This is a genomic window from Clostridia bacterium (genome assembly GCA_024685775.1).
GTDB lineage: Bacteria > Bacillota > Clostridia > Christensenellales > CAG-1252 > CAG-1252.
This window is the reverse complement of the sequence record JAIKVL010000032.1, coordinates 111993-123433: the sequence shown is the minus strand read 5'-3', so window position 1 is coordinate 123433 and position 11441 is coordinate 111993. Positions and strand designations below refer to the sequence as shown.

Below are 11441 nucleotides of genomic sequence, written 5' to 3'. Positions count from 1 at the left end.
AAGAAGCTCTGCAAAGCAAAGCTAACTTGGCAGGGGAGACCCGCTCGCGAGGACCCTGCGACGGAATACTGAGTGGAGGGAGCTTGCTCACGAGAGCGAACGTCACATGCAAGGTGGATTCGAAGAAGACACGGGTTGCGTGGAGAATCGCGTAAGAAAAAAAAGAAGCTCTGCAAAGCAGAGCTAACTTGGCAGGGGAGACGCGATTCGAACACGCAACCAGCGGTTTTGGAGACCGCTGCTCTACCGTTGAGCCACTCCCCTACGACTGAATCATTATAAAGCAGGAAAAGGATAAAGTCAATTAAAAATATGAACAAATATAAACTTGGTATTATAGGCGCGGGAAATATGTCGACCGCAATTCAAAAAGGAGTTTTATCATCGGGACTCGTCGCTCCGAACGAGATCATCGTCAGCGACGTTTCGTTTGATCGCTTAGGGAAAGCGAAAGATCTCGGCGTTACCGTGACGACGAATAATTCGGACGTCGCGACCGAATCGGAGCACGTTTTATTTGCGGTAAAACCGCAATCTTTCCCCGATATCGCGAAAGAACTGAAAGGGAAGATGTCCGATAAAAAAGTCATTTCCATTATGGCGGGCGTGCCCGTCGAAAAGCTCGCGACCTCGCTTGACGTCGAGAAGATCTGTCGCGTTATGCCGAACACGCCTTGTATGGTGATGAGCGGAATGAGCGCGCTTTGCTTCGTCAATTACGACGAGGAGGAAAAAGCCTTTCCGCGTTCGGTGTTTGCGGGAATGGGCGACGTCATCGAACTTCCCGAAAGCAAGTTTGACGCGGTAACTTCGGTCAGCGGAAGCGGTCCCGCCTATGTCTATATGTTTATCGACGGAATGATCAAAGGCGGCGTAAACGGCGGTTTGACCTTCGAGGAAGCAAAGCGCTTGACCCTCGCGACGATGATCGGAGGCGCGCGCATGATAGAGAACTCCGAAAAACCGATTGACGAGCTTGTGGACGCGGTATGCTCGAAGGGCGGAACGACGATCCAAGCGGTAACCTATTATAAAAATCAAAAGTTGACGGATATCATCGCGGAAGGCGTGGATCGCTGTCGCGCTCGTTCCATCGAAATGAGGAGCGCGGGCGGAGACACCTTCGTCTCGGTCTATACGGACGGCGCTTGCAGCGGAAATCCCGGACCGGGCGGCTATTGCGCGATCCTTCGCTCGAACGGGCAGGAGAAGATCGTCAGCGGCGGAGAACGCAACACGACGAATAACAGAATGGAGCTTCTCGCCGTGATCGAAGCGCTTCGTTCTTTGACGAAGAGGTGCATCGTCGAAGTCCACAGCGATTCCGCCTACGTGATCAACGCGATCAATAACGATTGGCTTTCGGGCTGGAAAGCGCGTAACTATCAAAACGTCAAAAACCCCGATCTTTGGGAAGCTCTTTCGTCGCTCATAGCGGCGCACGAAGTCCGCTTCGTTAAAGTAAAGGGGCATTCGGACGACGAACTCAACAACCGTTGCGACGAGATCGCGAGAAAAGAGTCGCAGTCGTTTAGGAGCGAAGAATAATTGGAAAACGAATCCGAAAAAGAAAAAAACGCTGAAATATCCGAAGAAAGCGTTGAAATCGTAAATGAAACGAAAGAGGAAGAAACAAAAGACGATCCGAAGGACGTGAAGAAACAGCAGGGCGTACGTCTCGGCGTAACGCTGGCGGCTTCGGTCATCACGCTTTTGTTTTTCGGTCTTTCGTTTTTCTATTTCGTCGACACGATCGCTGCGATCGTTTTCGCCGTTCTCGTCGGGTTGATCGCGCTCGCGATCGTCTCGATTTTTAAAAACTGGGAGACCGCGTTTAAGCTGTCCGTAACCGCGCTTTATATCGCGGCGATCTTTTTGATCGGCTTTTTCGCTTTTTCCAAATCGGGGCTTTTCCGCAGGATCGATTCGACTTCCGATCTGATCAATTATATCAATAATTCCGGCGGTATCGCGGAAGTCGTCTTTGTTTTGGTCAACTTTTTGCAGGTAACGATCGTCCCGATCCCGAGTTCGATAACGACGACCGCGGGCGCGATCCTGTTTAACGGGATCTGGAAACCCCTGTATTTGACGGTCATCGGTCTCGTCGTCGGTTCGATGTTCGCGTTTTTCCTCGGCAGAGTCTTCGGCGTTCGTTTCGCGAATTGGCTCGTCGGCGCGAAAACCATCGAGAAGTACAAGCAGATGACCAAAGGAAAGGATAAGATCGTCTTGTTTTATATGTTTTTGTTCCCGTTCTTCCCGGATGATTTTCTATGCATCCTCGCGGGGATGACTTCGTATACATATCTAGGCTTTTTCTTTTTGCAGATCTTTTCCCGAACGGTGGGGACCTTGACGACGATCCTTTTGACGAAAGGGATCGTTTCGATCCCGCTTCGCGGTTGGTGGCTCCTTTTGTGGGGACTCATCATCATTCTCGTCATTTTGTTTTTGATTTTGACGATCAAATACAGCGATAAAATCGAAGTCTTTATCATGAAATTGATCCATAAACTGACGTTCGCGCGATCTCAAAAATCCCGCTCCGAAGTCGGCTCGTCGAGCGAGGTCGAAGACCCGTCGATCCCCGCGCCCGATCCTCGCGCTGAAAACCCGTTCGATTCGGATAAAAAAGGAGAAAAAAATGATTCTGTGTAACATCAATCCCGTTGCTTTCGAAATCGGATCGCTGTCCGTCCGCTGGTACGGTATCTTTATTACGTCCGCGATCTTGATCGGATACGTCGTCGCCTGCCTTATGGCGAAAAAGAGGGGCATATCCTTTGATTTTATGCTCGAACTTTTCCTTTGGGCGGTGCCGATCGCAATTCTCTTCGCACGCCTATCTTACGTCCTTTTCCATCCGAAAGATTTCGTCGTCCGTTCCTTTGCGGATTTCGGAAATATCTTCGCGATCTGGAACGGCGGGATCTCGATCCTCGGAGCGATCCCCGGCGGCGCGCTCGGCGCGTTTATCGCCTGCAAGCGAAATAAGATCCCGATGTCTGAGGTGTTGGACGCGGTCGCGCCCGGAGTCGTCCTCGGGCAAGCGCTCGGAAGGTGGGGGAACTGGGCGAATCAGGAGCTTTACGGCAAAGCGATCACGAGCGAGGCTTGGCAGGTTTTCCCGATCGCCGTCTATATCGATGCGGAAGGCGGTTGGTTTCAAGCGACATTCTTTTATGAAATGGTCTTGAACCTGATCGGTTTCGGGTTGATCCTCTTTATCTTTTATCGATCGAAAAAGAACCTCGTAACTTTTATGAGTTATTTGACTTGGTATATGATCGTGCGCGCGATCATGGAGATCTTCCGCTCGGATGCGGTCAGCGTGGGCAGCGTTCGTATCGGCGTCTTGGGTTGCGCGATCGCGGCGGCGATCTCTCTCGCCGTAACGATCTTGATCTGCATCGGAAAAATCAAAACGGGAACCCCGAGAATACTAAATGAAAAAGGAGAAGTGGAACAATGAGAAACCTAACGTTATTGACGGACTTTTACGAGCTTACGATGATGTACGGCTATATGAAATGCGGCAATAAAGACCGCGAAGCCGTCTTCGACCTGTTTTTCCGCGGCAGAGAAGAACTCTCCTACGCGGTCGCCGCAGGTCTCGAACAGGCGATCGACTATATCAAAAACATTCGCTTTAACGAAGAGGATATCGCCTATCTGCGTTCTTTGAATTGTTTTGACGAAGAGTTTTTGGCGGAGCTCAAAGATTTTCGTTTTACGGGCGATATTTACGCCGTCAAAGAGGGAAGCATCATTTTCCCGTATGAACCTTTGATGATCGTTAAAGCGCCGATTTTCCAAGCGCAATTCGTGGAAACCGCGCTTTTGACCTTAATCAACCACCAAACCTTGATCGCGACGAAGGCTTCTAAGATCGCGAACAACACGAACGCCGGGGTTTTGGAATTCGGTCTTCGCCGCGCGCAAGGACCGGACGCGGGCATCTACGGCGCGCGCGCCGCGATCATCGGCGGTTGCGTCGCGACTTCGAACGTGATCGCGGGAAAAATGTTTAACATCAAAGTGGCGGGAACGCACGCGCACAGTTGGGTCATGTCTTTCCCCGACGAGCTTACGGCGTTCAGAAAGTATGCGGAACTTTATCCCGATAACTGCTTGCTTCTCGTGGATACCTACAACACGTTGAAGAGCGGCGTTCCGAACGCGATCAAAGTCTTTGACGAGCTCAAAGCAAAAGGGCATAAACCCGTCGGTATCCGTATCGACAGCGGCGACCTTGCGTATCTTTCGAACGCGGCGCGTAAAATGCTCGACGAGGCGGGCTATAAAGACGCGATCATTTGCGCTTCCGGCGATATCGACGAGAACGTTTTGATCGCATTGAAGAGCCAAAACGCCAAGATCGACACCTACGGGATCGGGACGAAACTCATCACGAGTTTTTCGAATCCGAGCCTCGGCGGCGTCTATAAACTCTCGGCGATCGAAGACGGCGGCGTCTTGATTCCGAAGATCAAGATCAGTAACACCGCGGAAAAGGTGACCAACCCGGGGCTTAAAAAGGTCGTTCGTTTTTATGATAAAAAGACGGATCGCGCGATCGCCGATCTTATTATGCTTATGGATGAAAAGAATCCCGACGGTTCGCCTTACACGATCTTCGATCCCGAAAATCCTTGGAAGAAAATGACGATCGAGGATTACTACGTCGAAGAACTCTTGGTCAAGGTCTTCGATCGCGGCGAACAGGTTTATTTTTCGCCCGATATCAAGGAGATCGCCGCTTATCATAAGGAGTGTTCTTCGAGATTTTGGGAACAATACAAGCGCGTAACTCTCCCCGAGATCTTCAAAGTGGACCTTTCGGAAAAACTTTTCAACCTCAAACAAGAGCTTCTCGATAAGAATAGGGGATGATCAATCTTCGGTAAAAACGAGCGCGGTATCTTTCGGCGCGGCGGACTCTTCACGGAAAAGAGACGCCGCGCTCATTTTTTCTTCAAGCGAGATCGTCGGGCTTTTCTTTTCCGAGCGCGCCAAGCGAATCTTTTCTTTTCTGAAACTCTTTTCCGCAGGATCTTCTTCGGCTTTGAGGTTCAAGTCGCGATTCGCCTTTTTGATAAAGGTTTCGCGAAAATCGCGGACGTAGGCTTCGACGTCGTCCACGACGCGGTCGGCGTTGCTTCCGCTGAGTCCGCGGGCGAATGCCGTCCACTTGTTTTTGAATGCGACGAGCCTGTCCTCTTCGAGCGCGATCTTGGTTTTTATCTCTTTTTCGAGATTTCCCTTGATCTCCATCGCGGTCAGAATCGCGCCCGAAACCCGTTCTTCGTTTCGCCTGTACTCGGCGTTTTTTGCGTAAAGATAATCGTTTTCCTGCTTCAAACGTTCCACGCAATCTTCGAGTTCGTGGATCTTCGCTTCGTTATGGTCGTTCATTCTGCGGACGTATTCGTCCACTTCCTTTTTGTCGTAGCCGCGAACGGCGCGCTTAAATCTCGTCATAGTCTCACCTCGCGTTCATTATACGCGGATTCGAATGCCGAAATTTGACCGATCGGGCGATCTTTCGTCGTTTGGTCTTTTATTCTGTCGAGCGAGTCTCGTCAGCGATTGCGCGGATCGCTCGGATCAGAGCTTTCGCGTCGTTTCGCGTGTTATTGCATCCGAGACTTGCGCGGATCAATCCCCGTTTGTCGCTTCCGAGCGATTGATGTATCAGGGGCGCGCAGTGCAGACCGGAGCGAACGGCGATTTTGTATTTCGAGTTCAGTTTGTCCGCGACCGCCCCGGGATCTTTATCGCAGACGTCGAACGTCAGGATCGGACTCCCCGGGACGGAGAATAGGGCGACGTTTTGGATTTTTCCGATTTCTTCGTGTAAAAGAAGGGAAATTTCCCGAATGGTCCCGTTGATTTCGTTGAAGTGCTTTTTCGTCCAGCGAATTCCTTCCGCAAGCGCCGCGATCCCGACCGAGTTCAAGGTCCCCGATTCCAAACTTTCGGGAGGGAGGGTCGGCTGGGTCAACTTATCGCTTTCCGTGCCCGTCCCGCCGTATTCGATCGGATTGACGAATACTTTTTTATTCGAGACGAGAAACCCCGTTCCCTGCGCCCCGTGCAATCCTTTGTGTCCAGCGCCGGACAGTAGATCCACGCCGCATTTTTCGAGATCGAGTTCTTCGTGCCCGAGCGATTGCGCGCCGTCCACCGAGAATAATAGCCCGTATTTCGAGCAGACCTCTCCGATTTCCGAGAGCGGCGGCGCGTAGCCCGTAACGTTGCTCATCCCCGTTACCGCCACGAGATAAGTCTTTTCGTTGATCGCGTTTTCGATCTCTTTTACGTCGAGCGCGCCGTCTTTCGTCGGGTTGAGGACGGTCAGCGATATTAAACCTTCCTTTTTCAGCATATGCAAAGGTCGAAGGACGGAATTATGTTCAAACGCCGTCGTTATGACGTGCCCCCCGAGTTTCGCCGTTCCGAGAAGGGCGAGGTTCAGCGCTTCCGTGCAGTTTTTCGTAAAAGTGACGACGTGGTGTTTCGCGTGGACGAAGCTTATGATCTCTTCGCGCGCTCTTTGGATCATACGCGCGGTTCGGATCGCTTGATCGTGGCTGCTTCTTCCCGGATTGGCGCTGTGTTTCAGCGCGTACGCGGCGGCTTTGAGTGCTTTTTTCGGCTTGAAAACGGACGTTGCGGCGTTATCGAAATAGATCATGGCGTTTCTCCCGCGACAGGAAATTTTTTTCCGATCGGCTAATATAGTATATTGAAATCCGATCGTTTTCGTGTCCGTACATACTACAAAGGAGAAAAGAAAAATGAAATATAAAATTGCGGTTTTCAAGTCCAGAAAAGAGGCGATCGAGTTCGGAGGAAAGATGGAAAGACAGGGCGTTTTGGTTCGCGCGGTAAACACGCCTTCGCGCATTTCCTCCGCGTGCGGCTTGTCCGTCAAATTCAAAGCGTCCGCGCTCGGAGTCGCGGAGCGGGTCTTATCTGCCGGAGATTATTTTTCCTTCAAAGGGTTTTACGACGAATGAAGTCGCGGTTTCCGAAGATTTTTGCGAGAATTCCCGAAAAACGTTGAGAATTTGCGCGATATATGATATATTTGACCTATGGATACGGAGAAATTTATACGCGATCTCGAACAGATGCATCCGAACGCCGAATGCGAATTGAACTTTACTTCGCCGTTCGAGCTTCTCGTCGCCGTCATTTTGTCCGCGCAATGCACGGATAAACGCGTAAATCTCGTAACGAAAGAGCTTTTCAAGATCGCGAATACGCCGCAGGCGATCGCCGACCTTGATCTCGAAACGCTCGAAAACGCGATCAAAAGCTGCGGTTTTTATCACGATAAAGCGAGAAACATCAAGGGAGCGGCAAGCGCGATCGTCAAGGAGTACGGCGGGAAGATCCCCGAAACGCAAAGCGAGCTTATGAAGCTTCCGGGCGTAGGGAGAAAGACAGCGAACGTCGTCTGCGCCGTCGCGTTCGGCGGGAACGCTTTCGCCGTGGATACGCACGTCTTTCGCCTGAGCCATCGCCTCGGTTTGTCGAGCGGAAAAGATCCTTTGCAAGTCGAAAAGGATTTATGCCGGATTTTTCCCGAAAAGTCGTGGTCGCACGTCCATCACCTTTTGATCCATCACGGAAGATACGTTTGCAAAGCGAAATCGCCGTCTTGCGAAAACTGCCTGTTGAGCGATCGTTGCTTGCATCGGGCGAAGACCCCGCCGTCGATCGGTTGAAATAATAAACGGAGTATACTGAGTTATGTTCTTGGATTATGTGAATATCTATGCAAAAGCGGGAAACGGCGGCGACGGAAAAGTCAGTTTTCACCGCGAAAAATACGTTATGTGCGGAGGTCCGGACGGCGGCGACGGCGGCAGAGGCGGCTCCGTTATTTTCGTGGCGGATTCCTCGTTGACAAGTTTGATCGATTTTAAGTTTAAGAAGCATTTCCGCGCGGAAAACGGCGCGCCGGGAGAGGGTGGCAACTGCTTCGGGAAAAACGGGCAGGATATCATCGTCAAAGTTCCGACCGGAACGATCGTCAAAGATAAAGAGACGGGCGGGGTGATCGCCGATATGTTTAAGGACGGCGATCGGAAAGTCATCTTGAAAGGCGGAAAAGGCGGGCGCGGAAACGCGCGATTCGCCACGCCGACTCGGCGCACGCCGAACTTTGCGGAGCTCGGCGAAGTTACGATCGAACGCACGCTTACGCTCGAACTCAAAACGATCGCGGATATCGGGCTCATCGGCTTCCCGAACGTCGGAAAATCGACCTTGCTCTCCGTTCTCACGAACGCGAAACCCAAGATCGCGAATTATCATTTTACGACGCTTTCGCCCAACCTCGGCGTGATCAAAGCGTATGACAAAAGCTACGTCATCGCGGATATTCCCGGTTTGATCGAGGGCGCGGCGGAAGGCTTCGGGCTCGGGCATACTTTCCTTCGCCATATCGAGCGCGTCCGTCTGCTCGTCCACGTCGTCGATATTTCCGGCATCGAAGGGCGCGATCCCGTCGCCGATTATCGGACGATCCGCGAAGAGTTAAAGCAGTATAACGAATTCCTCGCAGAGCTTCCCGAAATCGTGGTCGCGAATAAAACGGACCTTTTGGAAGATAAAGAAAATATCTCGAAATTTGCGGAAAACACCGGGATTTCGCCGATCGTTATTTCCGCTGCGGCGTATGATAATATCGATGAGCTCGTAAAGGCGATCTTCTCGAAAATGGAAGGTCTGCCCGAAGCGGAACCGATGGATTTCGTCCCGTTCGAGTACCCGAAGAGCGATCCTTCCGAATTCTCCGTAGAGCGGCTTTCGGACGGCAGTTTCGAGGTAGCGGGCGGGCTTGTGGAAATGCTGATCCGCAAGATCGTTCTCAGCGACGTGGAAAGCAACCGTTATTTCCAAAACATTTTGAAAGAAAAGGGCGTGATCGCCCGTTTGAAAGAACTCGGCGCGAAGGACGGCGACACGATCGTCGTCGGAGACGTCGAATTCGAATTATGGGAGTAGAATATGAACAGTAAGACAAGAAGTAAATTGATATCCATCGCAATGACGACCCCGACGACCGTTCAGATCGGCAAAAACGGTTTGACGGAAACCGTGATCGACCAGATCAACGAATCCTTGGAAGATCACGAACTCGTTAAGATCTCCGTCCTCCGCTCCGCAGATCAAAGCGCGAAGGGAATGATCGCGGAAGTCGCGGAAAAAACGTCCGCAGAACCCGTGCAAGCGATCGGGAACAAGATTGTTTTGTATCGCTTGTCGCATAAAGAAGGGATCAAGCACATTGCGCTTGACGAAGCGTTTAACTGAACAGGTCGTTTTTTCCTTCGCGCTTCAAGCGGAAAAAACGTCCGCAGAACCCGTGCAAGCGATCGGGAACAAGATTGTTTTGTATCGCTTGTCGCATAAAGAAGGGATCAAGCACATCGCGCTTGACGAAGCGTTTAACTGAACAGGTCGTTTTTCCCCGCGTCCTTTTCGCTTAGAATGAGCGAGAGCGAAGCGAGAATCAAATCGAGAAAGGCAAACGCGATATAATAAGCCGCAAACGGCGTCAGCAGGGCGACGAGCGCGGTCGAAAAACCGGCGAAAACGAAGTATTTCGCATTGCTTGCCGTAAGGGCGGAGCGTAGTAAAACGCCCGCCTTTTTTCGTTCGGTTTTTCCTTTCGTTTTTTCGAGAATCAGCCCTTTTTTCATTAAGTACTTATAAATCGTTCCCGCGCCGATGATCGTAAATCGTTGGGGGATGTACGCCGTTACCGCCAACGCTTTTCTCTCTGTGTGGTTCGTCAACGCGTAGATCTCGTCCGCCCCCGCGCTTTTTGCCAGACGATAGCATTTCGCGACGTCTTCTTCGGAAAGCGAGCCGAATTTATAGGCGTAACAGACGAGTGCTTTTCGCCCGTCTTTTTTAAGAATCGTCCCGCCGCGCGTTTCTTCGATCGTATGGTCGGAACAAAGCGCGCGCTCGACGAGGGTTTTCAAATACTCGTTTCCGTTTAACAAAACGGAGCGGATAAAATCCCGCTTGGAGAGAAAACGGCTCGGAGCGAAGGTCTTTTTTCGAATCGACAGGAGAAGGAAGATCGCGAGCGTAAGAAGCGATAGCGCGGTCGATATCGCGTAAGATCCCGTGAAGAAATGAAAACCGAGAAAGAGGACGAGCGCGGCGAGAGCAGACAGAATGATCTTATCAAAGATTTTTCCCATACTCCGATTTTTCCCAAACGCCGCAATTTTACCCCTTTGTTTCTTGAAATCAAAGCGGATCTCGTGTATAATAATTTCTATGATAGGGATTTTCGGCGGAGCGTTCGATCCTCCGCATCAAGAACACGTTTCGATCGTTAAAGGTCTTTTGAAAAGCGGGCGTTTCGAGAAGATCGTCCTTTTGCCGTCTGGTAATTCTCCGCATAAGGATCACGTCTCGCCTTTTTCCGCTCGAAAGAAAATGATCGAGGAAGCGTATAAGGGAGTTTCCGTCGAGATCGATGAAACCGAGACGACTTTCGAAGGAAGAGCGTACTCTTCCTGCGTCTTGCCCGTCTTGAAGAAGAAGTACGGGGAGATCGGATTTATTATCGGCGGCGACAGCTTGCTCGCGTTCCGTTCTTGGCACGAGCCGAAAGAGGTTTTGAAGATCTGCCCGATCTTCGTCGTTCCCCGCGGAGATGAGGAAATTTCCGACCTTCGCGCCTTTGCTCTCGAACTGACGAAAGAATTCGGCGGTCAAATCACCGTCGTCGAAGAAGTCAAGGGCAGAGCGGTATCCTCGTCCGTCCTGCGCGCCGCGATCGCGCTCGGAGCGGATGCGCCCGATCTTCCGAAAGGAGTAAAAGAGATCGCATTTGCGGAAAACCTGTATGCGGAGAAGAAGGCGATGGCGGAAAAGGTGAAAGCCGCTCTTCCCGAAAAGAGGTGGAATCATACCTGCGGCGTCGTCTTGACCGGGATCGAAATGGCGGAGAAATTCGGCGTGGATAAAGAAAAGGCGTTCGTCGCTTGTTTGTTGCACGATTGTATGAAATACTCGGAAGTCGTCCACAAGGGCGTCCCCGAAGACGCGATCGGGACGAAAGTCCTGCACGCGTTCAACGGCGCGGAAGAAGCGAAGATCGCGTACGGCGTGACGGATGAGGACGTCATTAACGCCGTCCGTTATCACACGACGGGGCGCGCGGCGATGAGCGATCTCGAAAAACTCGTCTATCTCGCGGACGTCGTCGAACCGAATCGGCACTACGCGGGCGTGGAAGAGATTCGCGCGGCGGCGTTTCGAAATTTGGACGAAGGCTTCGTTCTTTCTCTGAAACGGAGCTACGAACTTTTGCTTCAAACGGGCAAACCCGTTTATTATTTGACGGTCGAGTGCTATAACTATTATTGCAAATAGCCGTCTCGGCGGCGGAGCGGAAA

Annotated in this window: 12 protein-coding genes and 1 tRNA gene; 9 read left to right on the top strand and 4 right to left on the bottom strand. The window is 51.5% G+C overall.

Going from position 1 to position 11441, the window contains the following annotated elements; genetic code table 11:
* Positions 1-189: 189 nt before the first annotated feature.
* Positions 190-264 (bottom strand) — tRNA-Trp (locus K5753_06120).
* 87 nt (positions 265-351) lie between these two features.
* Here K5753_06120 and proC point away from each other — a divergent pair.
* The 4 genes from proC to K5753_06100 are packed head-to-tail and all read left to right on the top strand — an operon-like array spanning position 352 to position 4896.
* On the top strand, positions 352-1548 hold the full coding sequence (gene proC / locus K5753_06115; protein ID MCR4726771.1) for a pyrroline-5-carboxylate reductase: 1197 nt from the start codon (positions 352-354) through the stop codon (positions 1546-1548).
* Positions 1549-2661: a VTT domain-containing protein gene (locus tag K5753_06110; protein ID MCR4726770.1), complete on the top strand. Its 1113-nt coding sequence runs from the start codon at positions 1549-1551 to the stop codon at positions 2659-2661.
* Entirely contained in the window at positions 2648-3475 is an 828-nt protein-coding gene (gene lgt / locus K5753_06105) for a prolipoprotein diacylglyceryl transferase (GenBank protein ID MCR4726769.1), read from the top strand. Before K5753_06110 ends, lgt begins: the two co-directional genes overlap by 14 nt.
* Complete coding sequence (locus tag K5753_06100; GenBank protein ID MCR4726768.1) at positions 3472-4896, top strand: nicotinate phosphoribosyltransferase; 1425 nt, start codon at positions 3472-3474, stop codon at positions 4894-4896. Before lgt ends, K5753_06100 begins: the two co-directional genes overlap by 4 nt.
* On the opposite strand, the gene K5753_06095 is transcribed toward K5753_06100, so the two are convergent.
* Together K5753_06095 and K5753_06090 are read right to left on the bottom strand one after the other, a co-directional pair.
* Complete coding sequence (locus tag K5753_06095; GenBank protein MCR4726767.1) at positions 4897-5484, bottom strand: DivIVA domain-containing protein; 588 nt, start codon at positions 5482-5484, stop codon at positions 4897-4899.
* Positions 5485-5563: 79 nt separating this feature from the next.
* Positions 5564-6700 (bottom strand): aminotransferase class V-fold PLP-dependent enzyme, encoded by a 1137-nt coding sequence (locus K5753_06090; GenBank protein MCR4726766.1) that lies wholly within the window; start codon positions 6698-6700, stop codon positions 5564-5566.
* Positions 6701-6803: 103 nt separating this feature from the next.
* On the opposite strand from K5753_06090, the gene K5753_06085 reads away from it, so the two are divergent.
* The 4 genes from K5753_06085 to K5753_06070 all read left to right on the top strand — a co-directional run bounded on the left by K5753_06085 (position 6804) and on the right by K5753_06070 (position 9333).
* Positions 6804-7025, top strand: a complete 222-nt coding sequence (locus K5753_06085; GenBank protein MCR4726765.1) for a DUF3343 domain-containing protein — start codon at positions 6804-6806, stop codon at positions 7023-7025.
* A 78-nt stretch (positions 7026-7103) separates the two neighbouring features.
* Positions 7104-7739: an endonuclease III gene (gene nth, locus K5753_06080; protein MCR4726764.1), complete on the top strand. Its 636-nt coding sequence runs from the start codon at positions 7104-7106 to the stop codon at positions 7737-7739.
* Positions 7740-7764: 25 nt separating this feature from the next.
* Positions 7765-9024 (top strand): GTPase ObgE, encoded by a 1260-nt coding sequence (obgE, locus tag K5753_06075; protein ID MCR4726763.1) that lies wholly within the window; start codon positions 7765-7767, stop codon positions 9022-9024.
* A 3-nt stretch (positions 9025-9027) separates the two neighbouring features.
* Positions 9028-9333, top strand: coding sequence for a YhbY family RNA-binding protein (locus tag K5753_06070; GenBank protein MCR4726762.1), 306 nt, complete (start codon positions 9028-9030; stop codon positions 9331-9333).
* A gap of 134 nt (positions 9334-9467) precedes the next feature.
* Here K5753_06070 and K5753_06065 read toward each other — a convergent pair whose 3' ends face one another.
* Positions 9468-10235: a hypothetical protein gene (locus K5753_06065; GenBank protein MCR4726761.1), complete on the bottom strand. Its 768-nt coding sequence runs from the start codon at positions 10233-10235 to the stop codon at positions 9468-9470.
* A gap of 79 nt (positions 10236-10314) precedes the next feature.
* Here K5753_06065 and yqeK point away from each other — a divergent pair, with 79 nt between their 5' ends.
* Entirely contained in the window at positions 10315-11418 is a 1104-nt protein-coding gene (gene yqeK / locus K5753_06060; protein ID MCR4726760.1) for a bis(5'-nucleosyl)-tetraphosphatase (symmetrical) YqeK, read from the top strand.
* The last annotated feature ends 23 nt before the right edge of the window (positions 11419-11441 follow it).

Bases quoted from the DNA above. Each gene is read 5' to 3' on its own strand.
- obgE (MCR4726763.1), top strand. From the start codon at position 7,765: ATGTTCTTGGATTATGTGAATATCTATGCAAAAGCGGGAAACGGCGGC.
- yqeK (MCR4726760.1), top strand. From the start codon at position 10,315: ATGATAGGGATTTTCGGCGGAGCGTTCGATCCTCCGCATCAAGAACAC.
- nth (MCR4726764.1), top strand. From the start codon at position 7,104: ATGGATACGGAGAAATTTATACGCGATCTCGAACAGATGCATCCGAAC.
- K5753_06095 (MCR4726767.1), bottom strand. From the start codon at position 5,484: ATGACGAGATTTAAGCGCGCCGTTCGCGGCTACGACAAAAAGGAAGTG.
- K5753_06100 (MCR4726768.1), top strand. From the start codon at position 3,472: ATGAGAAACCTAACGTTATTGACGGACTTTTACGAGCTTACGATGATG.
- lgt (MCR4726769.1), top strand. From the start codon at position 2,648: ATGATTCTGTGTAACATCAATCCCGTTGCTTTCGAAATCGGATCGCTG.
- K5753_06065 (MCR4726761.1), bottom strand. From the start codon at position 10,235: ATGGGAAAAATCTTTGATAAGATCATTCTGTCTGCTCTCGCCGCGCTC.
- K5753_06085 (MCR4726765.1), top strand. From the start codon at position 6,804: ATGAAATATAAAATTGCGGTTTTCAAGTCCAGAAAAGAGGCGATCGAG.
- K5753_06070 (MCR4726762.1), top strand. From the start codon at position 9,028: ATGAACAGTAAGACAAGAAGTAAATTGATATCCATCGCAATGACGACC.
- K5753_06090 (MCR4726766.1), bottom strand. From the start codon at position 6,700: ATGATCTATTTCGATAACGCCGCAACGTCCGTTTTCAAGCCGAAAAAA.
- proC (MCR4726771.1), top strand. From the start codon at position 352: ATGTCGACCGCAATTCAAAAAGGAGTTTTATCATCGGGACTCGTCGCT.